Here is a 26924-nt window from a genome sequence, read left to right on the forward strand (position 1 = left end):
CAACGGTAGGACGCGGTTCCCGCATGCTGAGAACCGCTGCCGACGTGAGAACGCCGACACTCCACCAGTCCCCACCCCGGCCCCCAGAAGGAGGTCACCGGAGAGGTCACCGGAGCGGGTCTGCCTCGACCCCCGCGGCGTCCAGCGCGTCGCTCGTGAGCCGGTACCCGAGCTCGATCAGCTCCTCGGCGCGGTGGAAGTCCAGGGACCGGCACGAGTCCACCGGCACGGTCACGACCACGTCGGCCGGCACCGCGGCCATCCGGTAGCGCGCGACCACCCCCTGCATGGCCTCGAAGGACTGGGCGGTCACGTCGCGCATCGTCAGCTCGGCGGGGAGCTCGTCGGTGCCCCAGCTGGTGCGCACCGGCTGGGGCACCAGCTCCTGGTCGCGATCCTCGCGGCCGGTGATGCCGACGACCGTACGACGCAGGCGGCTGCGCCACTCCTCGAAGCGCTGGGGTGCAGCCGACTCCTGGGTGGGTGCGACGTGGTCGCGGACCCGGCGCCGCGGGCCGGTCAGCGACACCGCGACGGTGAGGTCGGACGCGACACCCACCGTCGGGTCGATCGGGACCGGGTTGGTGAGCCCGCCGTCGACGAGCAGCCGCCCGTTGATCATCACCGGCGTGAACACGCCGGGGATCGCGATCGACGCGCGGACGGCCGCGCGGAGCGGGCCGCGCTGGAACCACACCTCGCGCCGGGCCGCCAGGTCGGTCGCGACCGCCGTGAAGGGCACCGGCAGGTCCTCGATCTGGACGTCGCTGAAGATCTCCTGGATGGCGTCGAGCAGCCGGTCGGCCGCCAGCACCCCCGGCGAGGCGAGCTTCGGGTCCAGCAGGCGCAGGACGTCGCGCCACTGGAGCGACGTCGCCCAGTCGGCGAACTCCTCCAGGCGCCCCGCGCTCGCCAGCCCGCCCACCAGCGCGCCCATCGAGGTGCCGGCGACGGCGACGATCTCGCAGTCACGCTCCTGCACCGCCCGGACCGCGCCGATGTGTGCGTAGCCGCGAGCGCCGCCGGAGCCGAGAGCCAGAGCCACGCGAGTCGCCATGGCCCGACGCTAGAACACGGCGGGGTCCCGCGGCGCCGCGACGGTAGGATCCGGAAGGTGACTGACGCCCTTCCGACCACTGCCTGGGGCCACGGCCTCGCCACCCTCGACGCCGACGGCCACGTCCTGGACGTGTGGTTCCCCGCCCCGGCTCTCGGAGCGTCCGACGGCAGCGCGGCGCCGGCCGAGCTCGCCGCGGCCGCCGGGGAGGATCCCCTCCGCGGCGTGCGCACCGAGGTCCGCACCGTCGAGATCAGCGACCTCCAATCCGCGCCGACCTCCACCGAGGAGGTCTGGCTGCGCCTGCACCTGCTCTCGGCGCGCCTCGTGCGCCCCCACACGATCTCGATGGACGGCGTCTTCGGGCTGCTCACCAACGTCGTGTGGACCTCCGCCGGGCCGTGCGCGGTCCAGGGCTTCGAGCTGACCCGCGCGCGACTGCGCGCCGCCGGCCAGCAGGTCGCGGTGTACGGCGTGGACAAGTTCCCCCGGATGGTCGACTACGTCGTCCCCACCGGCATCCGCATCGCCGACGCCGACCGGGTCCGCCTCGGCGCCCACCTGGCCGAGGGCACCACCGTCATGCACGAGGGCTTCGTGAACTTCAACGCCGGCACGCTGGGCGCCTCGATGGTCGAGGGCCGCATCTCGGCGGGCGTGGTGGTCGGCGACGGCTCCGACGTCGGCGGCGGCGCCTCGATCATGGGCACCCTGTCCGGCGGCGGCAAGCAGGTGATCTCGGTCGGCGAGCGCTGCCTGCTTGGCGCCAACTCCGGCCTCGGGATCTCGCTGGGCGACGACTGCGTCGTGGAGGCCGGCACCTACATCACCGCCGGCACCAAGGTCGTGGTCTCCGACGCCTTCGAGACCGAGGGCAAGCCGCGCGTCGTCAAGGCCCTCGGCCTCTCCGGGATCAACAACGTGCTGTTCCGCCGCAACTCGATCACCGGCGCGATCGAGGCCGTGCCGTGGAAGAGCGAGCGCGTCGAGCTGAACGCCGCGCTGCACGCCAACTGACCGAGTCGGCTGACGTCTCGAGGAGCGGGTCCCCACACCGGGGACCCGCTCCCCGCATCTCGGATGCGTTTCGCGACACCCGGAGAATGAGGGCATGCGCAAGAAGTTGGGAGCGGCAGCGCTACTGGGAGCCGGCGGCCTCCTCGCCGTGAGCCTCACGGTGGGCATCGACGGCGTACGCGAGGAGATGCGGGACGCGATCCCGTTCCTGCGACCCACCGAGCAGTGCACCGCGAGGGTCGACGGTCGCACGGTGACCCTGAGCCTGGAGCAGGCCGAGAACGCCGCGCTGATCACGGCGATCTCCGTGCGCCGCGGCCTGCCCGCACGAGCGGCCTCGATCGCGCTCGCCACGGCGTACCAGGAGTCCAAGCTGGTCAACATCGACTACGGCGACCGCGACTCGCGCGGGCTCTTCCAGCAGCGTCCCTCCCAGGGCTGGGGCACCCCGCGCCAGGTGACCGACCCGGTGTACGCGACCAACGCCTTCTACGACGGGCTGACCAAGGTCCGCGACTACGAGTCGATGGAGGTCACCGAGGCGGCCCAGGCGGTGCAGCGCTCCGCGTTCCCGAACGCGTACGCCGACCACGAGGCCGATGCCCGGGTGCTGGCCTCCGCGCTCACCGGCCACTCGTCCGAGGCCTTCACCTGCACCGTCGACCTCGACCTCCCCGAGGCCTCCGACAAGCTGACCGGCACCGGCCTGGTGCCGCGGGCACAGCACGTGCTCGAGGAGGTCGAGGGCGCCTTCGGGCCGCAGTCGCTCGGCGGCTTCGCCCCCGGCGGCGTGCGCGACGGGCACATGAAGGGCTCCGCGCACTACGACGGGCGCGCGATCGACATCTTCTTCCGCCCCATCAACGAGGCCAACCAGGTGAAGGGCTGGGCGCTCGCCCACTACCTGGTCGCCAACGCCGAGCGCCTCGGCATCGAGACCGTCATCTTCGACGACCGGATCTGGCAGGCCAGCGACTCCGAGGACGGCTGGGAGGACTACCGGCCGCAGTCGTCCGCAGGCGACCGCGCGATCCTGGAGCACCGCGACCACGTGCACGTCGACGTGGCCGACTAGTGCCTCGGCCGGGGCTCGGCTGAGGCCCGGCTGAGGCCCGGCTGAGGGCTTGCTAAGACCCTGCGGCCAGGCGTGTGACCTCGGCCCCGATCCATGGGGCGGGCGCATTCGGCTCCGTACCGTGGGAGACGTCCAAGACGCGGAGCTGGGAACAACCCTCCGCGCGACCAGACCAGACCCGCAGGTCACCACCCCACGGGTGGGACCTGTCGTGTGTCCGGCGGACCACTCCGCCGCCTCGACCCCATTTCTGGAGACATGCGCGCCCGGACAGGAACAGCCGCCATCCTCGGAGGACTCGCCTCAGCCCTCCTCACCGCCACCCTCAGCACCGCCGGCGCCCCGGCGACGCCGGACGAGGCCCACGAGAAGCCCACGCACTCGCAGACGGCCCGGCACCGGCACCGCGCCGGTGACTGGCAGTGCGTCGCGAGGGCCGACGGACGACGTGTGCGACTCACCGGCGAGCAGGCCAGGACCGCCACGCTGATCGCCGCGACCGCCCGCCGACGCGGCCTGCCCACCAGCGCCGCCACCACGGCGCTCGCCACGGCGTACGACCAGTCGGGCCTGCGCAACATCGGCCCGCACAGCGGCCCCGGCCGCGGCGTGTTCCGCCAGTCCCCCGCCAAGGGCTGGGGCACCGCACGGCAGCTGAGCGACCGCCGCTACGCCATCAACGCCTACTACGACGTGCTCGCCCGCGTCGAGCGTCTGGGGACGCGACCGGTCACCGGCGCCGCCCGCAGGGTGAAGCGCGCCGACCTCCCGAAGGCGCCGGCCCGGCTGCGCCCCGACGCACGGACGCTGTCGGCCTCCCTGCTGGGATCGGCCCGCGGCTCGTTCACCTGCACGGTCGGCAAGAGGTTCCGCAAGGCGCCCGACCGCCTCACCCAGGTCGGCCTGGTCCCCCGGGCCTACGCCCTGCTGGGGGACATCGAAGGGACCTTCGGCCCGCAGATGATCGGCGGCTTCGAGCCCGGCGGAGTGAACCACGGGCACATGAAGGGCTCCGCGCACTACGAGGGCCGCGCCGTCGACATCTTCTTCCGACCCATCAACCCGGTCAGCAAGCTGCGCGGCTGGGCGATGGCGCACTACCTCGTCGCCCACAGCGAGCGGCTCGGCGTCCGCACCGTCATCTACGACGGCCGGATCTGGCAGGCCGAGGACTCCGAGGACGGCTGGGAGCGCTACACCCCGCAGTCCGACATCGGCGACCGCAAGATCCTCGAGCACCGCGACCACGTGCACGTCGACGTCTTCGACTGATCCTCAGCCAGCGGAGCGAAGGCGGTCCACCGCGGCGGCGACGCGCTCGTCGGTGGCGGTGAAGGCCACCCGCACGTGGCGGCGTCCGGCCGCACCGTAGAAGGCGCCCGGCGCGACCAGGATGCCGCGGTCGGCGAGCCAGGAGACGGTGTCCCAGCAGTCCTCGTCGCGGGTCGACCACAGGTAGAGCGACGCCTCGGAGTGCTCGACGCGGAAGCCGGCCTCCTCGAGCGCGGCGCGCAGGACGCCGCGGCGCGCGGCGTACCGGGCGTGCTGCTCGAGGGCGTGCGCGTCGTCGTCGAGCGCCGCCTTCATCGCGACCTGCTGGGGCTCGGGCATCTGCAGGCCGAGGTTCTTGCGGACCGCGAGCAGCTCGCCGACCAGGTCGCGGTCACCGGCGATGAACGCGCAGCGGTAGCCGGCCAGGTTGGAGCGCTTCGACAGCGAGTGCACCGCGAGGATGCCCTCGTGGGAGCCGCCGCAGACGTCGGGGTGGAGCACCGAGACCGGCTTCTCCCCCTCCCACGAGCACTCGATGTAGCACTCGTCGGAGACCAGGATCGTGCCGCGCTCACGGCACCACTCGACCACCTTGCGCAGGTGGTCGATGCCGAGCACCCGGCCGCTGGGGTTGGACGGCGAGTTCAGCCACAGCAGCGCCGGGACCTGCGGGCCCAGCGCGGTGAGCGAGTCGGTCGCCATCGGCGTCGCACCGCACAGCGCCGTCCCGACCTCGTAGGTCGGGTAGGCCAGCTCGGGGTGCACGATCAGGTCGCCCGCGCCGAGACCGAGGTGGCCGGGCAGCGAGGCGATCAGCTCCTTGGAGCCGATCAGCGGCAGCACCTGGTCCAGACCGAGGCCGGTGACCCCATGACGGCGCTCGAGCCAGTCGATCGCCGCCTGCCGCGTCGTAGCCCGCCCGATCGTGACCGGGTAGCCCGGGGAGTCCGCGGCGTCGCACAGCGCCTGCTGGGCGACCTGCGGGGTCGGGTCCACCGGGGTGCCGACCGAGAGGTCGACGATCCCGTCGGGGTGCTGACGCGCCCGCTCCGCATGGGCCGCGAGGTGGTCCCAGGGGAAGTCGGGCAGCAGGCTGGAGACGCGGGTGCGCGACAAGCTCGGGCGCCGTTCTGGAGTCGTGGAGAGGATCAGTGGTCCTGGTTCTGCGGCGGGAGCGCAGCGACCATCGGGTGGTCCTTGTCGATCTCGCCCATCTTCGCGGCGCCACCGGGCGAGCCGAGGTCGTCGAAGAACTGGACGTTGGCGTCGTAGTAGCCCTTCTGCTCCTCCGGGACGTCGTCCTCGTAGAAGATCGCCTCGACCGGGCAGACCGGCTCGCACGCGCCGCAGTCCACGCACTCGTCGGGGTGGATGTACAGCATCCGCTTGCCCTCGTAGATGCAGTCGACCGGGCACTCATCGACGCACGCGCGGTCCTTCAAGTCGACACACGGCTGGGAGATGACGTACGTCACCGGTTCCTCCTGAGGGGTCTGCGCCCGACGGGCGCGGACGAGTGGGCGAATGGTGGAAAGCCTAGTATCCCGTCGTGCACGGAGCGCCGGAACCCCAGGATGCGAACAGAAATGTCGGACGATTGAGGTCACCGTCGCCGGACGGGCCGGTCGGGCAGCACCTGCTCGGCCCGCACGTGGTAGGCCAGCGGGTCGTCGTACGACGCCTGCTGCGCGGCGAGACCGGGCCCTCCGGCGGGCCGGGGATGACCGACCTGCTCGGCGTCTGCACCGCGTGGGACGCCCGGTCGTGCACCGTCGCCCCGGAGGACGGCGAGCCCGTGGTGATCGCCCTGGCCGACATCGTCTCCGGCAAGCCGGTGCCGCCGCGCCCGTCGGTGCGCCAGCGGGTCGGGGTCCGCGAGGCCGAGGGCCACGCGCTCGCGCTCTGGCCCGACGTCGAGCAGGAATCCCTCGGCGACTGGGTGCTGCGCACCGTGGCCCAGCCGGTCGGGCGCCCGCTCAAGCGGGCCAACTCGTGCCTGGCGATGGGCGATCCGGGCCGCCCGCTGCCCGAGGCCGTGGCGGCGGTCCTGTCCTTCTATCGCGAGCGCGGGCGCACGCCGCTGGCGCAGGTGGAGGCGGACTCCCCCACCGAGTCCTGGCTGCTCGCGCACGGCTGGTCGGCGTACCCCGGCGGCGAGGCGGCGTTCGAGCTGGCCTCCGTCGCGCGCGTGCGCCGCGCCCGCCGGGCGATCGGCGGCACCCTGCCCGACGGCGCGACCGTCACCCTCGAGGTCGACGGCCCCCGCGCCCTGGCCGAGGTACGCCGCGACGACGAGCTGCTCGCGAGCGGGCGGGCCGGGCTCGACGGCGACTGGATCGGCCTGCACGCCCTGCACGTCGCGGAGCCGCACCGGCGCCGCGGGCTGGCGGGCCTGGTGCTCGACGAGCTGCTCGAGCTGGCCGCCGAGCGGGGCGCGACCACGGCCTGGCTGCACGTGGAGACCGACAACGAGCCCGCCCGCGCGCTGTACGAGGGCCTGGGCTTCGCCACCCACCACGTGGCGCGCTACCTCCAGGCCGACTGACGCCGGCCGGCCCGGACACGCCCGGGGCCATCGTGCGAACGAGCCCCGGTTATCCAGACTTTGTTTGTATGGTTACCTCATGTTGAGCCACCACACCCAGCCCGTCACGGGCGCGACCCTGCCGACCAGCACGCTCGCCCACGTGGACGCCGCGGTGTGTCAGGAGCTCACCGTGCTCCAGGGCCGTGCCTGGTCGCCGCGCGCCACCATCAGCGTCGTCGAGGTCAGCACCGACGGCGGCACGACCTGGGAGGAGACCACGCTCACCGGCGACAACGGCCCCTCCGAGGGCGTCGAGTGGGAGCACCCGTGGCGACCCGGCGAGCCGGGCACCCACCTCGTGGTGCTGCGCACCAGCGACTCCGCGGGCAGCGTCGCCACCACCGAGCCCGGCATCCGGGTGACGGTGGCGCCGGCACGCCGGCTCGCGGGCTGACCGACCTGCCGGCTGCGGCCGGGGGCACGCGCCCCCGGGCCGCGGCCGGGCCCGTCAGGGCTTGCAGATGATCGTGTCGGAGGGGATGTAGGTCGTGGTGATCTTCTCGGTGCGCACGACCTCCTTGGAGCCCGGGCGCTTGAAGATCCGCTCGACGTCCACGTCGAACCCGCTGTAGCCGGTGTTCGGCAGGCACTCCGGCCCGCTCAGCGTCTGGGTCTTCGGCGACGTGTAGGCGTAGCGCTCGCTGGTCGTGGTCTCGATGTCCCACGTCTTGGTGGACCACATCGACACGGTCACGACGCCCTGCGAGCGCCCCGCGCTCGGGGTGACCTTGGCGTCGATCAGGACGCCGTGGTCGGTGTCGTTGCGGAAGCGCAGGTCGACGGCGCCCCAGGCGACGGTGGCCTCGCGGCCGACCGGGTAGCGGTCGATGTAGACCGAGTGGGGCTTGTGCTCGACGTCCTCGAGACCGGCGAAGAAGGCCGCGTTGAACAGCGTCGTCGCCATCTGCGACACCCCGCCGCCGAGGTCCTCCTTGAAGATGCCGTTGCTGATGATCGTGCCGGTCGTGAAGCCGTTCTCGACCGTGCGCTCGCCGACGGTGTCGTTGAGCGAGAAGGTCTCCCCCGGCTTGAGCACGGTGCCGTCGATGAGCTCGGCGGCCCGGCCGATGTTGACGTCGCGGTAGGTCGCCGGCGGGTAGTACGTCGTGAACGAGGAGACCTTCTCCTTGATGCCGAGCGCCTGGGCGTCCTCGGCGGTGAAGTCCGGCTCGTCGACGGTGGCGGCGATCTCCATGCTGCGCTTGCCCTCGGGGGCGGTGACCAGGCGCAGGAAGCCGCCGGTGACGTCGTCGGGGTCGTAGGTGACGCCCTCGCGACCGGGCACCACCTTCGGGCGGCCGTTGACCAGGCGCACGGTCGCGTCGACCGCGGCGCCCTCGTCGCCGATGTTGTCGTCGATGAGCTCGATCAGCGCGGCCTCGTCGAGCTCCGGGACCAGCCGGCCCTTCTCGGCCCGCACGCCCAGCACCGGGGCGAAGTCGTCGGGGCCCAGCTCCACCGAGGAGCCACGGAAGTCCAGCGTCACCGGTCCGGAGAGCGCCGGGTTGGCGAACTCGTCGAGCGCGCGCTGCACCTCGGCCTCGTCGATGTCGGGGTCGGCGGCGCGGACCGGCAGCTTCGCGACCGGGTCCTCGCGCAGGTAGGCGGAGAGGATCTCCTCGCGTGCGGTGTCGGGGTCGATCGCGCGTCCGTTGCGGGGCTCCACGACGCGCACGCCGCCGTCCTCGAAGACCAGGTCGCCGTCGCGCGGCGGCGTACCGACCCGCTCGGCGAGCTCCTTGAGGAGCGCGTCCATCCGCGCGTCGTCGACGTCGACGACCGCGTCGAGGTCGTCACCTCCGACGAAGTAGTCCCACAGCCGCGAGGGCGACCAGCTGCGCTCGCCGCCGGCGGCCGCGACCGAGCTCTCGACGTCGACCGACAGGCCGGCGTCCGCGGCGGTGACCTGCTCGACCCGCTTGCCGACCTTCACGGTCACCGAGCCGTCGACCCGGTCGGCCAGCGCGTCGTCGAGCACGCGCTCGGCCTCCGCCCGACTCTTGCCGCCGATCTCGACACCGGCGACGGTCGTGCCGCGGGGTACCTTGTCGCCGGCCAGGACGTAGAGCGCGCCGTAGGTCAGCGCGCCCAGCACGACCAGGCCGAGGACGACGAACGCGACGACGCGGCCGCCCGCCTTCTCTCGTCCAGGGGTAGTATCCGATGCACTCACGGCGCACATCTTAGGTAGTGGGTGGGAGCCGAGTGCGCATTGACGAGCGCCCCGGCAGGGTCGCTAGCGCGCCCAGGGCCACCACCGCAGCGGTGATCAGCACGGCATAGCCCGCCAGATCCCCCGCGATGACGTAATCACCTTCACTCCGCGGCACCGCCAGGTAGCCCACCATCGCCACCCAACCGGCGGCCCAGGCGACGCGCCGGGTCCACCCCGGCGGCAGCGCGATCGTGGTGGCCACGGTCGCGGCCAGGCCGAGCAGCAGGCCCCACCAGTGGCCGTGGACGGCCACCGTGGCGAGCGCCGTCGCCGCCCCGAGCAGGAGCACCGGCACCGCGAGCAGGCCGGAGAGGACGCGCCGCACGCTCAGTCGTCGAGCGGGAGGCCGGCGAAGAGATCGGTCTCCAGGCCGTCGGGGCCGAGCTCGCCGCGCTGGCCCTTGGCGATGCGGTAGAACTCCTCGCCCCAGGCGGTCTGGCCGACGTTGTTGCTCAGCGCGAAGAACGGGCCGTCGGTGGTGATCTGGGTCGCGTGGGCGGCCAGGGCCGCCATCTTGCGCTCCACGTGGTCGGTGGCGTCGATGCGGGCGGAGAGCAGCTCGTCGGGGGTGACGAAGTGCGGCAGCGGGCCGTCGGGGTCCATGCCCTCGAAGCTGTTGTCGCCCGCCGCGCGCAGCGTGCGCAGCCCCTCGCGCATGCGGCTCTCCGACATCGCGCCCCAGTAGATCTTCGCGATGTCCCACGGCTCGCCGAGGTCGAGGCGGTAGGACGGCACCGCGGCGAGCGAGGCGGCGTACGTCGCGACGCGGTGGGCCTGGATGTGGTCGGGGTGGCCGTAGCCGCCGAACTGGTCGTAGGTCACCAGCACCTGCGGGCGGACCTCGCGGATGATCTCCACGAGCAGGTCGGCAGCCTCGGTGAGGTCGGCGCGCCAGAACGCGTTGTCGTGGATGTCGTCGGCCGGGATCGCGTGGCCCTGCTCGTGCCACTTCATGCCGGAGTCGCGGAAGCGGCCGAAGCCGCCGAGGAACCGGTGGTCGGTGACCCCGAGCGCCTTCATCGCGTCCGCCAGCTCGCCGCGGCGGTGCTCGCCGAGGCGGTCGTCGCGGTCGGCACCGAGGTGCTCGAGCTCGGGCACCAGGATCTCGCCCATCTCACCGGCGGTGCAGGTCACGAGGGTGACGTGGCGGCCCTCGGCGACGTACTTGGCCATCGTGGCGCCGTTGCCGATCGACTCGTCGTCGGGGTGGGCGTGCACGAGCAGCAGGCGCTGGGACGCCTGGGCCGGGAGGTCTGCGGTCATGGCTCGATCCTAGGGGGCGCCACCCTCAGGGGCGCTTGAGGCGTCGGGGCGCGGTGGGCAGGTCGAGCGGGGCCGCACCGGGGAGGGGCTGCGGGGCGTCCTCGCGGTCCAGCCAGCCGTCGTAGGCGTCCACGAGCAGGTCCAGCACCGCCTCCGGGGCGTCGCTGACCACCGCCCACGGGTGGTCCTCGTCGTCGTCCTCGCCGGCCAGGCGCTCGCGCAGCACCTCCGCGTCGTACCCGTCCGCGCGCAGCCGGGCCTCGAGGGCGTGCGCGTCGTCCTCCTCGAACACGATCGCGCGCAGTCCGGTGGGCGCCGGCATCGCGCGCAGCACGGCCGCGAGCTCGGCGAGGAAGGGGCGGTCGGGCTCGAGCCAGTCCACGGCGTCGGGGTGCGTGGGGTCGAGCTCGTCGGCGCCGAGCCAGCGCACCGCGTCGTGCTCGACCGGCTCCGGCTCACCGCGCACCAGCCGCGCGGTGGCGACCCGCAGCTCGTGGGTGTCCCCGATCGGCGCGGTGCCCTGCAGCCAGCCGGTCACCTCGACGCCGCAGCCGAGCTCCTCGGCGATCTCCCGCTCGAGGGCGGCCGCGGGCCGCTCCCCCGGCTCGACCTTGCCGCCGGGCAGCTCCCAGCGACCGGCGAGGGCCGGGGGCGACGTGCGTCGGGTGGCCAGCACCCGGCCCGCGCGGACGATGGCCGCCGCGACGACCTGCTGCCTGGTCTCTGCGTCCCTGCCGGTGCTCACGGACCCCGAGCCTAGTGCGGGGCGGGGACCGTCCCGCGTCGCGGCCCCGGGGGTCTACGGTCGTGGGATGAGCGAGCCCACCCAGCGCGCCGCGGTCCACCTGCACCGCCGAGAGGAGGACCCGGAGGCACGCGCGGCCCTCGCCGCCGACCTGGGCGGCCCGGTCGGGCTGTCCGGCGTGCTCGGCGACCTGGACGGCCGGCTGCGCCGCACCTGGGCGCCGGGACGCGCCGTACGACGGGCGCTGGCGTGGGAGCGCGCCGACAGCCGCGACCGTGGCTGGTGGCCACAGGGCATCTCCTCCTCCGCGGAGGCCGCGGCCGATCCGGTCGTCGACACCGTCGAGGGCCGGCGGCTGCTGGTGACGACGTGGTACTCCAAGGCCGGGGCCGGCGCGCGGGTCAGCTTCGTCGACCTCGACTCGCTGCGCTACCGCCACGTGCTGCTGGTGCGCGCGGTCGGCGGCGGGCCGGACGGCGCGCGCCCGGGGATCGCGCCGGTGACCGCGCACGCGGGCGGGATCGTGTGGGACGGACCCCGGCTGCACGTGGCGGCGACCCGGCGCGGCTTCCACACCTTCGACGTGCGCGACATCCTGCGGGTCCCGGAGGGCCACGGGCTGGAGACCTCCGGGCACCGCTACGTGCTGCCCATGGCGTCCTCGCAGCGCGGTGGCGTGGACGGTGACGGCGAGCGGCTGCGCCACTCCTTCCTCTCCCTGGACCGGGAGGCGGCGCCGCCTCACCTCCTCGTCGGCGAGTACGGCTCCGCGCGCCAGACCCGCCGCCTGGCGCGCTTCCTCCTCGACGCCGAGGGCGACCCCGTGGTCGGGGACGACGGGCTCGCCCGCGCGCTCACCGCCGACGACGCGACGATGGTGCGCTCCCAGGGGGTCGCCGTCGCCCGCGGACGCCACCACGTGACCGCGTCGCAGGGCCCGTGGACCCCCGGCACCGTGTATGTCGGCGGGCCCGGTGACTGGCGCGCCCACCGCTTCGCCGTACCGATGGGGCCGGAGGACCTCACCTGGTGGCCCTCTCGCGACGAGCTGTGGACCCTCACCGAGCACCCCGGCCGCCGCTGGCTGGTCGCCCTCGACCGGGCGTGGTTCGACCGCCGCTGAGGCCGGTGGGCCGGGTGCGCTGATCCCATGTAACGCGGGGTTATCGACGCTGCACACGTGGTGTACGCCGTGGGAAGCGTCCACAAGACGTGGGAACAACGCGCCAGCAAAGCGGTCCGAGGGATGTCCCCCGACACCCCGAAAACGCAAAAACCCCTCGAAGAGGGGTTGATGGCCTAACGTGACGGGGCGGTCCGGGTCAAGCTCGCGCAGCGGCAACAGAGAATGGCCCGGACCGCGTCCGTGGAACCGGCACGTGATGGCCGGTAGTGATGTCAGCGGGAGGATCGAATACCTCTCCCCCGCCGGGGGTCGGGCCCCGCGAGATCCTCAGATCCCGCGGAGCCCTCCCGTGTCAGACCTCTCGCGTCAGCGAACGGCCTTGGTGTTCGACTTCGCCTTGGTGTGGACCGACTTGGAGCCGACGATGACCGCGCGGTACTTGGTCTTCTTGGCCTTGTTGTTGTCGGCCACCGTGAAGACGCGCGAGCCGTTGGCGTTGAGCACGTCGGTGTCGACCAGGACCTGCTTGCCCTTGGCGTTGATCTTGAACAGCTTCACGATCGCGCCCGCGGCGATCTTGTTGCTGGCCTTGACGGTCAGCTTGTCGGCCTTCTTGCCGTTGTTGGCACCGGTGATGCTGGCGGTGATCTTCACCGGCGGGTTCGGGTCAACGACGACCGGGGCAGCCTCGACCTCGATGGTGTCGGTCAGGGTCTCGGACTGGATGCCCGAGGTGACCAGCGCGGTCACGTTGACCGTGCCGGCCTCCGTCACCGAGAAGGTGTACGTCGCGACACCGGCGGCGTTCGTCGTGCGGTTGACGGTGGCGTCGCCGCCCGCGCCGTTGCGGTTGAACTCCACGCTGGCGCCGGCGACCGGGCGACCCTCCTGGTCGACGACCTTGACGGTCTCGGTCACCGAGGTGCCGATCTCGACCGCGCCCTCGGCGCTGGAGGTCATCTCGAACGTCGAGCCAGCGAAGTCGACCGCGTAGTACTCGACGGTCTCGGTGTCGGTGAAGGTCTTGCCGTTCACCACGGTCGACACGGCGCCTGCGGCGGAGGTGTAGGTGGTGGTGTCCGTCGTCCAGCCCGCCGTGACGACTGCGTCGAGCTCGGCGGTGCCGGTCACGTAGAAGTCGCCGTCCGCAGCGAAGTCGGACGTCGCGGTCGTCGACGAGAGCGTGAAGTTCTCAGCGGTCTCGCTGAGGGCCACGTCCTCCCCACCCACGCGGTTGCCGAACTGGTCGGTGGTGAACAGGTCGAAGTAGACCCGGTCACCCTCGAGGGCCGGCGCCACGGCATTGCGCTGCACCGACTCCGGCGACATGACGATCTCGACCTTGCCGCCGTTGAGCGGGTTCGCGGAGGAGAAGTCGACGCCCTCGGTGTCGCTCGCGCCGGCGGCGGCGGCGGTCAGGGTCGCGGCGACCTTGCCGTCGTCGTCGAAGCCCGTGTCGCGACCGATCGTGTAGGCGAAGGACACCTCGCCGTCGGCGTCGGTGACGAGCGTGCGGCTCGTGCCGATGTTGAGGTAGTCACCGACCAGGTCGCCCGCCTCGATGGTGGTCTTCGCCGGAACGGCCGCGCCGGGGCGGGTCGAGGCGACGAAGTGGCCCTTGTCGAGGGTGACGGTGACCTGCTGGCCGACGACCGGCGTGCTGGTCCCGCCGGCGCCCGGGATGGCGACGGTGGCCGTGCCGGTCACCAGGGTGCCGGGGGTGTTCTCGCCGGTGTTCTCGGCGATGGTCACCACGGCGCCCGCGATGGGGGCGGCGCTGATGAAGTTGATCGCGACGTTGGCGACCTGGGTCGCCGCGACGCCGAGGGCGGGGGCGGCCGCGTCGAGCGAGCCACCGAGCTCGGTGCGCTGCGGGGTCTCTGCCGGGTCGCTGATCTTGACCTCGAAGGTGCCGTCGGCACCCGTGGTGAACGTGCGCGAGGCCACCAGACCGGTGCCGGTCGCGGGCACGATGCCGGCGTCCTTCGCGGAGTCCGAGCCCGTGGTGCCCTGGGCGTAGGTCACGTCGACCGAGCGGTTCGCCAGGACGGTGCCGTCCTCGAGGGCAACCTTGCCGGTCGCGGTGGCGATGCCACCGGCGGCGACGTTCTGCTCCCGCGCAGGGGTGAGGACGACCGAGGCCTGGCCGACCTTGACCGAGAGCACCTCGGCAGCGGCGATCGCGCCGTTGCCCAGCGCGTCGGCGCCAAGCGCGGCGTTCAGGGTGTAGGTGCCGGACGGCGTACCGGTCGGCAGCGTGACGTCGAAGCGGCCCGCGGTGGAGCTGGCCTGGGTGCTCGTGCCCGTGGCCGGCACCCGGACGGGGGCGGCGGTGGCGTCGAACGGCGTGACGGTCCAGAAGTAGTTCAGGCTCTGGCCGGGCACGGCGCGGTTGGCGCCCTCCTGGTCCTTGACCTGCACGCTGAGGTCGCCCGCGGCGTACTCGTCGCGGTCGAAGGCGGCGCCGTCGGTCGAGGTCGCGGAGAGGGTCGCGGGCGCCGCGACGTACTCCGAGACGGTGATGTCGGCGGACTTCTGGTCACCGGCGCCGGCGGAGTAGCCGGCCGTGTTGGTGGCGTCGGCGTAGTAGTACGCCGTGCTCGGGCCCTGGTCGAACGTGGCCTGGCCGGCCGCGTCCGTCGTCTCCACAGCCGTGGCGTCGGCGCTGCTGGTGACCCGGGCACCCGCGATGGGCGCACCGTTCTGGTCGACCACGGTGACGGTGACGGTCGCCTCGCCGCCCTCCTCCACCTTGGTGGAGCTCGCGGTCGCCGTGACCGTGGTGATGGCCTGCTTGTAGAGCGTGTAGGCCTCGACGTGGTCGCTGCCGCCCGTGACGGTCGCGCCGACGAGCAGCTGGTCGGTCGCGCCGTAGGTGTAGTCCGCCGAGATGTCAAGGACACCGCGGAAGGAACCGGTGGTGGCGCCGCGCACCGGGGTGACGGTGGCGGGGGTCGCGGAGGCTGCGGCGTCCGTGATGGCGTCGCCGGTCTTGAGCGCCACAGCGCCGCTGGCGAGCGACGTGGTGCCGTTGACGATCACGTTGTGACCGGCGCCGTACGGCGACTGGAACACGCCGAGCGCGGAGCCCGCGGCCAGGTTGACCGTGGCCACGGCGCCACCGGCGGGGGTGATCGTGAGGCCGGTGACGTCGTCCGCCTGCTGGGTGCCGCCGGTCGGGGTGCCGATCACGCGCAGGTCGACGTTCGCGCCGATGATCGCGCCGGTCGGGGCCCACTCCTGGGAGAAGGCGCCGTCGTCGTTGCGCGAGGAGACGGTGGCGATGTCCTGCCAGTCCGCGCCGATCTTGTACTGGAACGTCACCGACGTGATCGACGCCGGGGCCACAGCCTGCAGGCGGATCGTGGAGTCGGTGCCGTCGTTCTTCACCGAGGCCTCGCCGGAGGACTGGCTGACCAGCTCCAGTGCGGTGACCTGGTCGTTGATGGTGTCGGCCGAGGCCGAGGAGGCGAGGAGCGGGAGACCCGCGATCGCCAGGGCGGAGACGGCGGTTGCCGCCAGTCCCCGCTTAATGCCGCTGCTGTTCATTGCTTTGGTTCCTTCCGGATTGTCAGTCACGGCAGGAACATCCGCCCCCACCGCTGCCCGGCGATGCGACCGGAGTCGCAAGCCCTCATTGCTGAGACCGGGCTTCCTCGAAAGTAGGGATTTCCAGAACTTGTCACGGGGTTGTTGCACGCCACCATTCGTGTTGCAAGAACTCCTCCGTGCATCAATGCGCGGCTAGGTTCATTGGGCGACGTTCTGCGTCGAGCCGGTCAGGGGGGTCGGCTCGAGGACGGCGTGCAACGGGGGAACGAAAGGTACGTGGGCGCACTGAGCACCACAGAAGGCACCACCAGCACATCACCAGGCAGACGGCGGGGTCGCCCGCAGCGGCTTCCCGAGGACCCGCACCCGATCGATCGGGCCGAGGTCGGGGTCACCCAGCGAATCGCGTGGCTGTTAGCCACCGCACGTCTCTCCGGTGACCAGGAGACCTGCGCACGCGAGGCCTTCGTCGTCGGGCTGGGCGAGCGGCACGAGATCCACGTCGACCGCACCCGGATCAGCCGCTGGGAGTCCGGGCTCCACCTGGTGCCCGAGCGCACCGTGCAGGCCTACGAGGAGATGGTCGGCGCCGTGCCGGGCTCCTTCCTCGCGGTCGCGCGTGGTCTGGCCCGCTCGTTCGGCGCCGAGCAGCCCGCGCGGCGACTGCCGCGACCCGAGGAGGTCACCGACCTCGACCGCGTGTTCGAGGACCTCGACGCGGGTCGCGCGAGCGGCGCGCAGTGGCTCGGGCTCGCCGTCGAGCTCACCCAGTACGACCGGGTCTACCTGCACCCGGACACCTGGCGCTCCGTGTGCCGCTCGCTGCTGGCCGAGCTGGCCCGCGCCGTCGGGCCGGCGTACGTGTCGCGCTATGAGACCGCGACCATGCTGCTGCTCCAGCCGGACTCCCAGCGGCACATGCTGCGCGCGCTGGGCGAGTACTGCACCGACCCGCACGTGCAGGTCGGCCGGGGCGCGGTGAGCATGCTCGCCCAGCTGCCCGGCGACCAGGCCAGCGACCTGCTGATCCGCCTGCACGGCTCCGGCCACCGGACGCTCGCGCCTGCCACCTGGGGCGTGCTCGCCGCCAAGGCCGGGCGTCAGCAGTTCAGCGACGACTACCGCGACGTGCTGGTCCGCGCGGCTGTCCACGGGCTGCGCCGGGCGGAGGCGACGCCGCACGGCGTCAACGCCCTCGAGCTCGCCGCGCACCTGCCGGACCCGGCCTTCGAGGTGGTCCTGTCCTCGCTGCGCAACGAGGCCAAACGCACCTGGCTGCTGCAGAGCCGCACGACCCGCGAGCTGGTGCCGCCGGCCACCGCGCGCCAGGTCGCCTACCGCATCGCCGACCGCGCGCAGGCCACCGGGCCCCGCGCGCTGCGTGACGACCCCGACCTGATGCTGCGCCGACTGGTCCGGGAGGGCCTGTTCCACCTGGTCAAGGTGCGCCGGCGCCACGCGGCGCACCTGCTGGGCGCCAGCCCGTACGCGCGAGCCCTGGCTCCGCTGCTGCTCGACCTCGCCTGCGGACAGGACGAGTTCCTGGCCAGCCGCGCCTGGTCCCTGCTCTCCAGCCTGGACTGCACCGAGGTCCGCGACCGGGTGCGCGCCGCGGCGTTCGACTGCCGGCGCCCCTGGGTGCAGGGCCGGGCGCTCACCCAGCTGGGCCGCGACCGGCAGCCGCTGAGCGAGGCCGACGCCGACGCGGTGACAAAACTCCTGGCGACCGAGCACGCCGAGCTGCGCTACGCCGCGATGTTCGCCCTGGGGATGTCGAGCACCGACCACGTGCTGCCGCTCGCGACCCACGCCGACGACGAGCTCGCCGCGGCCGCCCAGTGGTGGCTGCGCACCGGTTCCGCGCTGCACGACCCGCTGCCGGCCGCCGCCGCCTGAGGCGGCCCCTGGTTGCTCAGGCGCGCGGCGCGCGGGCGAGCTGGCGCGACTGGGCGACGAGGCGGCCGGCGGAGTCCCAGACCTCGCAGTCCTCCTCGAACATCCCGCCCGCCAGGGTCCGGGTCGCGTGCCGCACCTTGAGCCACCCCGGCGCCGGGGTGGCTCGCAGGTGCGCGGTCAGCTCGATCGTGGGCGCCCAGCCGGGGCGGCCGAGGTCGAAGGTCACCGGCGGCAGCGCGTCCACCGCGAGCAGCAGCGCGAGCGGGTCGGGCTCGCGACCGGGCAGGCGGAACCACGCGCTCATCACCCCGGTCCCGCTCGGGGCACCGACGGCCCAGCCGACCTGGTCCGGGTGGAAGAGCATCTCGAAGCGGTCCATCAGCGGGGCCACCCGGCGCAGGTCCGCCGGGGCCACGGCGGTGGACACGCACTGCTCGCGCGGCGGGAGCTCCGGCTCGACCGCGGTCGTCCACACCTCCCCCGCGCCCGTCAGCTGGCCGTACGTCGCCAGCACCTCGATGCGCGTGGTGCCGTCCTGGCACAGACGCGCCGCAGCGGTGGCGAGGCTGCCGCCGTCGCGTCGTACGTCGACCTCCACGGTGGCGGGCCCGGCGACCGAGGCCGACAGGTAGTGGGCGCTCACCGCGAGCGGGTCCGGCTTGCCGGGCAGCGCCGCACGCAGCGCGGTCCCGACGGTCGCCAGCAGGTAGCCGCCGTTGAGCCCTCCCCCGACCTGCCACCCGGCGGCGAGGTCGGCGGCCCACACCCCCGGTCCGGCGGCACGCACCGCGGTGTGCAGGTCGAACTCCGATGAAGCGGTGGTCGTCATGGCGGACAAGGTATCCAACGATGCCCCCCAACGATGCCCTGCATCGAGAGGCGGTCCGGACGCCGACGGCCCCCGCCGCGCAGTGCGCAGCGGGGGCCGTCGAGGGAGTCGGGAACGACGTCAGCGGGGGGCGGGGACCTCGCCCAGGCCGAGCACCTCGGTGGTGTGCGCCATGACCTCGCGAGCGAGCTCGGGGTTCGCGCTCAGGTCGGTGCCGTAGGACGGGATCATCTTCTCCAGCGCCGGGCGCCAGTCCTCGATGCGGTCGGGGAAGCAGCGCTCCATGATCTGGAGCATGATCGGGGTGGCCGTCGAGGCGCCCGGGGACGCGCCGAGCAGGCCGGCGATCGACCCGTCGGCGGCCGTGATGACCTCGGTGCCGAACTGCAGCACACCGCCCTTGCCCGGGATCTTCTTGATGACCTGGACGCGCTGGCCCGCGGTGATCTTCTCCCAGTCGCCGGCCTCGGCCTCGGGGACGAAGTGGCGCAGCTCGGCGAGCTGGGACTTCTTGGTGGCCAGCACCTCCTTGATGAGGTACACGACCAGGCTCACGTTGCGCAGGCCGACCTGGAGCATCGGCCACACGTTGTGCGGGCGCACCGAGCGGAACAGGTCGAAGAGCGAGCCGAACTTGAGGAAGCGCACGCTGAACCCGGCGTACGGGCCGAACATCACGCTCGCCTTGCCGTCGACGACGCGGGTGTCGAGGTGGGGCACCGACATCGGCGGGGCGCCGACGGCCGCCTTGCCGTACACCTTCGCCTGGTGGCGGGCGACGATCTCGGGGTTGGTGGTGCGCCAGAACTCGCCGCTGACCGGGAAGCCGCCGAAGCCGCGGATCTCCTCGATGCCGGCGCGCTGCAGGAGGTTGAGGGCCTGGCCGCCGGCGCCGACGAACACGAAGCGGGCGGTGGCCTCGAAGGGGCCGGAGCCGTCGCGGCGCTTGCCGCGCACCCGCCAGCCACCGTCGTGACGCTGGAGGCGGCGTACCTCCACACCGGTCACCAGGTCGGCGGCGCCGCGGTCGCGCAGGCCGCCGATGAGCTGGCGGGTCAGGGAGCCGAAGTCGACGTCGGTGCCGGCCAGCGAGCGGGTCGCGGCGACCGGCTCGTCACCGGTGCGGCCGGCCATGAGCAGCGGGGCCCACTCGGCGATGACGGCCGGGTCCTCGGTGTACTCCATGCCCGCGAAGAGGGGCTGGTCGGCGAGGAGCTCGTAGCGCTTGCGCAGGTAGTCGACGTTCTTCTCGCCCCACACGAAGCTCAGGTGCGGGGTGGGATGCACGAACGACGTCGGGTCGGGGATCTGGCCGGACTCGACCAGGAACGCCCACATCTGACGGGTCAGCTGGAACTGCTCGTTGACCGAGAGCGCCTTGCTGACGTCGACGGAACCGTCGGCCAGCTGCGGGGAGTAGTTCAGCTCGCACAGGGCGGCGTGACCGGTGCCGGCGTTGTTCCAGGGGCCCGAGGACTCCTGGGCGAGCTCGTCGAGGCGCTCGACGATGCCGATCGTCCAGGTCGGCTCGACCTGGTTGATGAGCGTCGCGAACGTCGCGGACATGACCCCGCCACCGATGAGCAGCACGTCGTAGGCGGCGGTGCCGCCTGTCTGCTCAGTGGGAGCGGCGTTGGACTTGTCGACCTGAGTGGACACAGCGTTATCTCCTCGAAGAGCCGTGGCAGTTCGAGGGGTTCTGCCACGCGCGCGACCATTCAAGAAGGCGCTCTACACCCGGCATTCAGGGGGTGGTTGCAGGGGGGTCCCATTTGAGACCTGCACCACAGCCGCTCCACCGCTCTCCCCGTCGCACCGGGAACGGCTCGGCAACGACACGTACGGCGACGGCTCAGACGTCGACGGCGGCGGTGCGCCCCGCGGCACGTCCGGAGAACAGGCAGCCGCCCAGGAAGGTGCCCTCGAGCGCGTTGTAGCCCATCATCCCGCCGCCGCCGAAGCCGCTGACCTCGCCCGCGGCGTACAGCCCGGGGAACGGGGTCCCGTCGGCGCGCAGGCAGCGGCCGCCGAGGTCGGTCTCCAGGCCGCCGAGGGTCTTGCGCGACAGCACGTGCAGGCGCACCGCGATCAGCGGGCCGGCCTTCTCATCCAGCATCTTGTGCGGGGTGGCGACGCGGATCAGCTTGTCGCCGAGATAGCTGCGTGCGCCGCGCAGCGCGGTGACCTGCGCGTCCTTGCTGTAGGCGTTGTCGATCTCGCGGTCGCGCTGCTCCACGAGCGTGCGCACTGCGGCCTCCTCGACCAGCCCGGCGCCGTCGGGGCCGGGCTCGAGCCGGTTCATGCCGGCCACCAGCTCGGTAAGGGTGTCGGCGACGACGAAGTCCTCGCCGTGCCGCTTGAACGCCTCCACCGGCCCGGGGGCACCGGGGCGGATCCGCTTGAGCAGCAGCCGGACGTCCTTGCCGGTGAGGTCGGGGTTCTGCTCGGAGCCGGAGAGGGCGAACTCCTTCTCGATGATCTTCTGGGTCAGCACGAACCAGGAGTGGTCGTGACCGGTGGTGCGCAGGTGGCGCAGCGTCCCGAGGGTGTCGAACCCGGGATAGAGGGGCGCGGGCAGGCGCCGGCCGGTCGCGTCGAGCCACAGCGAGGAGGGGCCGGGGAGGATCCGGATGCCGTGGTTGTCCCACACCGGGTCGAAGTTGCGGATGCCCTCGACGTAGTGCCACATCCGGTCGGGGTTGATCACGTTCGCGCCGGTGTCCTGGGCGATCATGAGCATCCGCCCGTCGACGTGGGCCGGTACGCCGCTGACCATCCGCGCCGGCGGGGTGCCGAGCCGGGCCGGCCAGGCCTTGCGGACCAGGTCGTGATTGCCGCCGATGCCGCCGCTGGTCACGACGACCGCCTGAGCGCGCACCTCGAAGTCGCCGACCTGGACCCGGCTGCTGGGCCGGCCGCGCTCGACGTCGCTGGGCTCCAGCACCGCGCCGTGGACGCCGACCGCGACGCCGTCCTCGACCACGATGCCGTCCACGCGGTGGCGGAACAGCAATCGGATGCGCCCCGCCTCGGCGTGCGCGCGCACCCGTCGTTCGAACGGCTCGACCAGGCCCGGGCCGGTGCCCCAGGTGATGTGGAAGCGCGGCACCGAGTTGCCGTGGCCCTCCGCGCGCCCGTCGCCGCGCTCGGCCCACCCCACGACCGGGAACAGCCGGTGACCCATCTGGCGCAGCCAGGCGCGCTTCTCCCCCGCCGCGAAGTCGACGTAGGCCTCCGCCCAGGCGCGCGGCCAGCGGTCCTCCTCGCGGTCGAACTGGGCGCTGCCCAGCCAGTCCTGCCAGGCCAGCTCGTGGGAGTCGCGCACCCGCATGCGGCGCTGCTCGGGACTGTCGATGAGGAACAGCCCGCCGAGGCTCCACCACGCCTGGCCGCCGAGCGACTGCTCCGGCTCCTGGTCCAGGAGTACGACGTGGCATCCCGCGTCAGCTGCCTCGGCGGCGGCCGCGAGGCCGGCCAGCCCGGCGCCGACGACCACGATGTCGGTGCGGGTCAGGGTCGGGGTGCTCGGCTGTGGCTCCACGGCCGCGATCCTCGCACGCCCCGGGGCGGATCGGCCGCGATCGGCGCGCAGGGATCAGCGCACGGATCAGCGCGGCAGGCCGAGCGGCAGGACGAAGGAGAAGGTGCTGCCCTCCCCGGGGGCCGACTGCACCCAGATGGCGCCGCCCATCAGCGTGAGCAGCTGGCGGCACACCGCGAGCCCCAGCCCGGTGCCGCCGTACTGCCGGGTGATCGTGGGGTCGGCCTGGCTGAAGGTCTCGAAGAGCCGGTCCTGCTCCTCGGAGGCGATGCCGATGCCCGAGTCGGACACCCGCACCAGCACCTTCACCACCTCGGTGGTGCGCTCCGCGACCTCGACGTCGACGGCCACCCCGCCACGGTGGGTGAACTTCACGGCGTTGCCCAGCAGGTTGGCCAGCACCTGCGCCACCCGCTCGGGGTCTCCCACGAGCGCGGCGGGCAGCTCCTCGTCGATGCGCACGGTGATGCCGAGCCGGGTGGCCTCGGCCGCGGCGCGGACCCGCTCCACGCTGCCCGCCACGACCGCGCGCAGGTCCATCGGGCGTCGGTCGAGCAGCAGCGCACCGGCTTCGATCCGGGAGAAGTCGAGGAGGTCGTCGACCAGGCTGCGCAGCCGCTCGCCGTTGCGCGCGAGGCTGCCCACCAGCATCCGCTGGTCCGGCTCCAGCGGCGTCTCCGCGAGCAGCTCCGCGCTCGCGAGGACGCTCGTCAGCGGGGTGCGGATCTCGTGGCTGATGTTGGCCAGGAACAGGGACTTGGCCCGGTTGGCCTGCTCGGCGCTGCGCCGGGTGCCGTCGAGCTCGCGCTGGAGCCGGTTGCGGGCGGTGATGTCCTCGGCGATGCCGTAGACCCCCTCCACCACGTCGTCCACCACGATCGGCAGCGCGGAGATCGCCAGCTCGACCAGCTCGCCGTCGGGGCGTCGCAGCACCGTCTCGAACTGCACCGACTCCCGATCCAGGGCCCGCTGGAAGTGCACCAGCACCGGCACCAGGTGGGCGGGCGCGAGCAGCTCGGCGAAGCGGCGCCCGAGCAGGTCGCCCACCGCGCGCCCGCTGAGCCTCGCTGCCGCCGGGTTGACCGAGTCGAAGCGCCCGTTGAGATCGACCGAGAACACGGCGTGCGGGTGGTAGTCGAACAGGGAGCGGAAGCGCTCGCTGGTCTCCGCCAGCACGCGCTCGGCGCGCCGCAGCTGCTCGGCCTCGGCACGCAGGCCGTCGCTCTCCTCCCCACCCACGGGCGGAGTCTTGCACCATCTGTCCCCTCGGTGGGGGACTCGCGGCTGCCATGCTGGAGCGATGACCCCCGAGATCGTTGCCAGCGAGGCCCTGGACACCGCCACGCGCGCGGCGCTGTGGCGGCTCTGGGCGAGCGCCTTCGACGACTTCGAGGACACCGACGGTGCCCACGCCTTCGGCGGCCTCCACGCGCTGGTGCGCGAGGGCGCGGAGGTCGTGGCACACGCCAGCGTCGTCCCGCGCCGGCTGCTGATCGGGCGCGAGGCCTGGGCCGTGGGCTACGTCGAGGCGGTGGCGGTCGCCCCGGCCCGCCAGCACCAGCGCCTGGGGAGCGCGGTGATGACCGCCCTGCAGGACCTGCTGCCCGGCCGCTACCCGTTGGCGATGCTCGCCACCGGCGAGCACGGCTTCTACGAGCGGCTCGGCTGGGAGCGCTGGCGCGGTGCGTCGTACGTCGTGCGCCGCGGCGTACGCGTGCGGACCTCGGAGGACGACGACGCGCTGATGGCGCTGCGGCTGCCGGGCTCCCACGGGCTCGACCTCAGCTCGCCCGTGGCGTGCGAGGACCGGCCCGGCGACGCCTGGTGAACCGGCCTGGTGAGCTAGCTCAGAGCCCGATGTCGTACGGCGTGGTCGTGGTGACCCGGACCATCCCGGAGCGCTCCAGGATCGGCCGGGAGTACTCCGTCGAGTCGCTGTGCAGCAGGGTGCGGCCCAGGGCGAGCGCCGAGCGCGCGCGGGCCGCGGTGACCGCGCGGTAGATCCCGCGGCCACGCCACGGGGCGAGGGTCGCGCCACCCCACAGCCCCGCGAAGTCGCTGTGCGGGACCGGCTCGAGGCGGCCCGTGCAGACGACCCTGCCGTCGGCCTCGGCCACCCACAGCTCGGTGCCGTCGCCGGCGGCCAGGCGGCGCAGGAGGGCCTCGGCGGTCCGCTCGGAGACGGGATCACCGAAGGCCTCATCGAGCATCCGGCAGGCCGCGCGGACGTCGGCCTCCTCGTGCACCCGCCGCAGCGTGACGCCGGCCGGGAGCGCGATGTCGAGCGCCAGGAGGCGCGCGTCGCCGACCATCACCGACTCCTGCTCGGCCGGCTCGAAGCCGTGCGCGAGGAGCAGGTCGTGCAGGCCGGGCGCCCGGTCGTGGCCGCGGGTCTTCCACTCCAGGCGCCGGACGCCGCGCTCGCGGAAGTGCGCGAGCACCCGCGGCACCCACTCCACCAGGCGCGCGCGCAGCTCCTCGTCGCTGCCCTCGCCGAGGTCGCGGTAGGTCACGAACCCGCGCTCCCCCGGGAACTCCAGCAGGTGCAGCGGCCCCAGCCGCACCCGAGCACTCGCCCCGATCGCCTCGGCGTCGGTGCGCAGCTGGTCGTCGTACGCCGCCAGCAGTCCCGCCTTCTCCAGCACCTCGTCCGCCACGCTCCCCATCCTCCCGCGAGTCGGCGCCAATGGTTGCGCGAGTCGGCGCTCGTGGTTGCGCGAGTCGGCGCCCATGGCGGCGGTACGACGCGCGCCCGCCGATCGCTAGGCTGCGCCGGTGCCTCCACGCCGCCGGTCCGCCACCTATGCCAAGCGGCGCCGCACCCGGATGGCGAAGGTCGAGCACGACCTCACCGACGCCCAGTGGCACGCGCTGATGGAGGCCTGGGGCGGGTGCGCCTACTGCGGCGGCGACGGCGCCGCGCTGCAGAAGGACTGCATGCTGCCCATCTCGCGCGGCGGCCGCTACACGCTGCTCAACGTCGTGCCGGCCTGCGCCTCGTGCAACGCCAGCAAGTGCAACACCGAGGTGATCACCTGGATGCGCCGCAAGCGCCTGGACGAGCCGGCGTTCCTGGCCCGCCAGCTGACCATCGCTCGCGCGCTCAGCGACTGAGGGGCGCCTCAGGCGCTCCAGATCCAGCTCAGCAGACCCTCGAGCGGCTCCGGCACGGACTCGAAGGCCACCGCCTCCGCCATGAGCGCGGCGTACTTGGCCTTCCTCGCACCGGACGCGGCGATGTAGTGGCGCAGCTGCTCGAGGACCTCGAGGTCGCGGTAGGCGGGCTGGTCCTGGAAGTTGCGGAAGGTCTTGAGGTCACCACCCGCCTCGAGCAGCGGGGTCATCCCCGCCGCGCCGATGGCGCGCACGAGCTCGAGCTCGAGGTCGGGACGGCAGGCGAAGAACCCCTGCCGGGTGAGGTCCTCGCCCTCCTGGCGGTTGAGGGCGCCGGCGACGAAGCGCTCCTCCTTCTCGTCGTACAGCCCGCCGACCCGGTGGCCGAGCGCAGCCGCCTCGGCGATCGCGCGGCCGAAGTTGCCGGCACCGCCGATCACGGTGACGGTGATCTGCTCGGCATCCAGGTCGACTCCGAAGCGAGGGGCGAGAGCGACGACGGCGGCCTGGTCGGACGCACCTTCGACCAGCAGCGTGATGGGGCGGGGCACGACGACATTGTCTCTTCCTCGCCATCGGGGGATGGCGCCAGGGCCGCTCAGACGACGTCGTTGGCGCAGCGGAACCCGATGTTGCCGGCGGAGGACTCGGCGGTGTTGGAGGAGCGCGCCGCCACCCGGTAGCGGTTGCAGTAGCTGTCGTGGCACAGGTAGGACCCGCCCCGCATCACCCGCGGCACCCCGCCCTCCTCGCCCGGCACCACGTCGCCCTCGGGCGCGAGCGGGTCGCGCACCGGATCACCGGCCGCCGAGCGGTCGGCGTACTCGGTGGGCCGGAAGGTGTCCTCGCACCACTCCCAGACGTTGCCGACGGTGTTGTGCAGGCCGAAGGCGTTGGGCTGGTACGCCGTGACCGGGGCGGTGGTGAGGTGGCCGTCCTCGAGGGTGTTGACCTCGGGGAACGGGCCCTGCCAGATGTTGCAGCGCCAGCGCCCCTTCGGCTGCAGCTCGTCGCCCCACGGGTAGCGCGCCCGGTCCAGCCCGCCGCGGGCGGCGCGCTCCCACTCCGCCTCGGTGGGCAGCCGCTTGCCGGCCCAGCGGCAGTAGGCCTGCGCGTCGCGCCAGCTCACGTGCACGACGGGATGGTTCTGCAGGTCGGTGCTGCTCGACCTCGGCCCGCCCGGGTGGCGCCAGTCGGCGCCCCGGACCGCCAGCCACCACGGCGTACCGGCGGCGGGGCCGAGCACGTCGGCGGGGCTCGCCTCGACCGCGAGGTGGAAGACCGCCGAGATCCCGTCGCGCTCCGCGTCGGTCACATAGCCCGTCGCCTTCGCGAACGCCGCGAACTGCGCGTTGGTGACCGCCTTCGCATCGATGAGGTACGCCGACAGGTCGACCTGGTGCACCGGCGTCTCGCCGTCGCCGAGGTAGCCGTCGCCGTGGGAGTCCCCCATCGCGAAGGAGCCCGCGGGGACGCGCACCTGGCCGCGGGTGCTGCGCGCGCCCTGCGGCACCGCCTCGGCTGGGTGAGCGATCGGCGACCGGCCCACCACACCAGTCACAGCACCGGCCGCACCCGCCGGTGCGCAGCACGCCGGGGCCGCGCTCGCGGGGTCGCTCGTCATGGGCCGATCGT

The 26924-nt window shown here is 73.1% G+C and carries 24 protein-coding genes; 9 read left to right on the forward strand and 15 right to left on the reverse strand.

Annotation, left to right across the window (positions count from 1 at the left end):
- Nucleotides 1-106 precede the first annotated feature (106 nt).
- Complete coding sequence (locus GFH29_RS15505) at nucleotides 107-1057, reverse strand: patatin-like phospholipase family protein (RefSeq protein WP_153324696.1); 951 nt, start codon at nucleotides 1055-1057, stop codon at nucleotides 107-109.
- 57 nt (nucleotides 1058-1114) lie between these two features.
- Between GFH29_RS15505 and dapD the strand changes: the two genes are divergently transcribed.
- The 3 genes from dapD (at nucleotide 1115) to GFH29_RS15520 (ending at nucleotide 4421) form a co-directional block, all read left to right on the forward strand.
- Nucleotides 1115-2074 carry a 2,3,4,5-tetrahydropyridine-2,6-dicarboxylate N-succinyltransferase gene (gene dapD / locus GFH29_RS15510; RefSeq protein ID WP_153324697.1) on the forward strand — a complete coding sequence of 320 codons (960 nt, stop codon included), beginning with the start codon at nucleotides 1115-1117 and terminating at the stop codon, nucleotides 2072-2074.
- A 94-nt stretch (nucleotides 2075-2168) separates the two neighbouring features.
- Entirely contained in the window at nucleotides 2169-3149 is a 981-nt protein-coding gene (locus tag GFH29_RS15515) for a hypothetical protein (RefSeq protein WP_153324698.1), read from the forward strand.
- Nucleotides 3150-3407: 258 nt separating this feature from the next.
- A complete protein-coding gene (locus tag GFH29_RS15520) occupies nucleotides 3408-4421 on the forward strand; it encodes a hypothetical protein (RefSeq protein WP_153324699.1) in 1014 nt (337 codons plus the stop codon).
- A gap of 3 nt (nucleotides 4422-4424) precedes the next feature.
- Here GFH29_RS15520 and dapC read toward each other — a convergent pair whose 3' ends face one another.
- Together dapC and fdxA are read right to left on the reverse strand one after the other, a co-directional pair.
- Nucleotides 4425-5537 (reverse strand): succinyldiaminopimelate transaminase, encoded by a 1113-nt coding sequence (dapC, locus tag GFH29_RS15525; RefSeq protein ID WP_153324700.1) that lies wholly within the window; start codon nucleotides 5535-5537, stop codon nucleotides 4425-4427.
- 32 nt (nucleotides 5538-5569) lie between these two features.
- Nucleotides 5570-5896 carry a ferredoxin gene (gene fdxA, locus GFH29_RS15530; protein ID WP_153324701.1) on the reverse strand — a complete coding sequence of 109 codons (327 nt, stop codon included), beginning with the start codon at nucleotides 5894-5896 and terminating at the stop codon, nucleotides 5570-5572.
- A gap of 122 nt (nucleotides 5897-6018) precedes the next feature.
- Here fdxA and GFH29_RS15535 point away from each other — a divergent pair, with 122 nt between their 5' ends.
- Together GFH29_RS15535 and GFH29_RS15540 are read left to right on the forward strand one after the other, a co-directional pair.
- Entirely contained in the window at nucleotides 6019-6966 is a 948-nt protein-coding gene (locus GFH29_RS15535) for a GNAT family N-acetyltransferase (protein WP_153324702.1), read from the forward strand.
- Between the two features lie 79 nt (nucleotides 6967-7045).
- On the forward strand, nucleotides 7046-7402 hold the full coding sequence (locus tag GFH29_RS15540) for a hypothetical protein (protein ID WP_153324703.1): 357 nt from the start codon (nucleotides 7046-7048) through the stop codon (nucleotides 7400-7402).
- Nucleotides 7403-7456: 54 nt separating this feature from the next.
- Here the strand turns inward: GFH29_RS15540 and GFH29_RS15545 are convergent, their stop codons facing one another.
- The 4 genes from GFH29_RS15545 to GFH29_RS15560 are packed head-to-tail and all read right to left on the reverse strand — an operon-like array spanning nucleotide 7457 to nucleotide 11231.
- A complete protein-coding gene (locus tag GFH29_RS15545) occupies nucleotides 7457-9181 on the reverse strand; it encodes a VanW family protein (protein ID WP_194288960.1) in 1725 nt (574 codons plus the stop codon).
- A gap of 10 nt (nucleotides 9182-9191) precedes the next feature.
- Complete coding sequence (locus GFH29_RS15550; protein ID WP_153324705.1) at nucleotides 9192-9548, reverse strand: hypothetical protein; 357 nt, start codon at nucleotides 9546-9548, stop codon at nucleotides 9192-9194.
- 2 nt (nucleotides 9549-9550) lie between these two features.
- Nucleotides 9551-10486, reverse strand: coding sequence for an N-acetyl-1-D-myo-inositol-2-amino-2-deoxy-alpha-D-glucopyranoside deacetylase (mshB, locus tag GFH29_RS15555; RefSeq protein ID WP_153324706.1), 936 nt, complete (start codon nucleotides 10484-10486; stop codon nucleotides 9551-9553).
- Between the two features lie 25 nt (nucleotides 10487-10511).
- Nucleotides 10512-11231 (reverse strand): (deoxy)nucleoside triphosphate pyrophosphohydrolase, encoded by a 720-nt coding sequence (locus tag GFH29_RS15560; protein ID WP_153324707.1) that lies wholly within the window; start codon nucleotides 11229-11231, stop codon nucleotides 10512-10514.
- 67 nt (nucleotides 11232-11298) lie between these two features.
- Between GFH29_RS15560 and GFH29_RS15565 the strand changes: the two genes are divergently transcribed.
- Entirely contained in the window at nucleotides 11299-12354 is a 1056-nt protein-coding gene (locus GFH29_RS15565) for a hypothetical protein (RefSeq protein ID WP_153324708.1), read from the forward strand.
- A 369-nt stretch (nucleotides 12355-12723) separates the two neighbouring features.
- On the opposite strand, the gene GFH29_RS20840 is transcribed toward GFH29_RS15565, so the two are convergent.
- Complete coding sequence (locus tag GFH29_RS20840; RefSeq protein ID WP_153324709.1) at nucleotides 12724-15906, reverse strand: beta strand repeat-containing protein; 3183 nt, start codon at nucleotides 15904-15906, stop codon at nucleotides 12724-12726.
- 279 nt (nucleotides 15907-16185) lie between these two features.
- On the opposite strand from GFH29_RS20840, the gene GFH29_RS15575 reads away from it, so the two are divergent.
- Nucleotides 16186-17805, forward strand: coding sequence for a hypothetical protein (locus GFH29_RS15575; RefSeq protein WP_153324710.1), 1620 nt, complete (start codon nucleotides 16186-16188; stop codon nucleotides 17803-17805).
- A gap of 16 nt (nucleotides 17806-17821) precedes the next feature.
- On the opposite strand, the gene GFH29_RS15580 is transcribed toward GFH29_RS15575, so the two are convergent.
- The 4 genes from GFH29_RS15580 to GFH29_RS15595 form a co-directional block, all read right to left on the reverse strand.
- Complete coding sequence (locus GFH29_RS15580; RefSeq protein WP_153324711.1) at nucleotides 17822-18634, reverse strand: thioesterase family protein; 813 nt, start codon at nucleotides 18632-18634, stop codon at nucleotides 17822-17824.
- A gap of 120 nt (nucleotides 18635-18754) precedes the next feature.
- A complete protein-coding gene (locus GFH29_RS15585) occupies nucleotides 18755-20293 on the reverse strand; it encodes a malate:quinone oxidoreductase (RefSeq protein ID WP_153324712.1) in 1539 nt (512 codons plus the stop codon).
- A gap of 193 nt (nucleotides 20294-20486) precedes the next feature.
- The gene (locus tag GFH29_RS15590; protein WP_228387536.1) at nucleotides 20487-22175 is read right to left on the reverse strand and encodes an FAD-binding dehydrogenase; all 1689 of its coding nucleotides are present in this window, start codon (nucleotides 22173-22175) and stop codon (nucleotides 20487-20489) included.
- Between the two features lie 66 nt (nucleotides 22176-22241).
- Nucleotides 22242-23414: a PAS domain-containing sensor histidine kinase gene (locus GFH29_RS15595; RefSeq protein ID WP_194288961.1), complete on the reverse strand. Its 1173-nt coding sequence runs from the start codon at nucleotides 23412-23414 to the stop codon at nucleotides 22242-22244.
- Nucleotides 23415-23475: 61 nt separating this feature from the next.
- On the opposite strand from GFH29_RS15595, the gene GFH29_RS15600 reads away from it, so the two are divergent.
- Complete coding sequence (locus GFH29_RS15600; protein WP_153324714.1) at nucleotides 23476-24003, forward strand: GNAT family N-acetyltransferase; 528 nt, start codon at nucleotides 23476-23478, stop codon at nucleotides 24001-24003.
- Nucleotides 24004-24022: 19 nt separating this feature from the next.
- On the opposite strand, the gene GFH29_RS15605 is transcribed toward GFH29_RS15600, so the two are convergent.
- Nucleotides 24023-24832, reverse strand: a complete 810-nt coding sequence (locus tag GFH29_RS15605) for a GNAT family N-acetyltransferase (protein ID WP_228387537.1) — start codon at nucleotides 24830-24832, stop codon at nucleotides 24023-24025.
- A gap of 118 nt (nucleotides 24833-24950) precedes the next feature.
- On the opposite strand from GFH29_RS15605, the gene GFH29_RS15610 reads away from it, so the two are divergent.
- Nucleotides 24951-25289, forward strand: coding sequence for an HNH endonuclease (locus GFH29_RS15610; RefSeq protein ID WP_228387538.1), 339 nt, complete (start codon nucleotides 24951-24953; stop codon nucleotides 25287-25289).
- Between the two features lie 8 nt (nucleotides 25290-25297).
- Here the strand turns inward: GFH29_RS15610 and GFH29_RS15615 are convergent, their stop codons facing one another.
- Together GFH29_RS15615 and GFH29_RS15620 are read right to left on the reverse strand one after the other, a co-directional pair.
- A complete protein-coding gene (locus tag GFH29_RS15615; protein WP_153324716.1) occupies nucleotides 25298-25840 on the reverse strand; it encodes a TOPRIM nucleotidyl transferase/hydrolase domain-containing protein in 543 nt (180 codons plus the stop codon).
- Nucleotides 25841-25887: 47 nt separating this feature from the next.
- Nucleotides 25888-26913: a formylglycine-generating enzyme family protein gene (locus GFH29_RS15620; protein WP_153324717.1), complete on the reverse strand. Its 1026-nt coding sequence runs from the start codon at nucleotides 26911-26913 to the stop codon at nucleotides 25888-25890.
- Nucleotides 26914-26924: the final 11 nt, after the last annotated feature.

Origin of the sequence: Nocardioides sp. dk884 (genome assembly GCF_009557055.1) — a bacterium.
In the GTDB taxonomy this organism is placed as follows: domain Bacteria; phylum Actinomycetota; class Actinomycetes; order Propionibacteriales; family Nocardioidaceae; genus Nocardioides.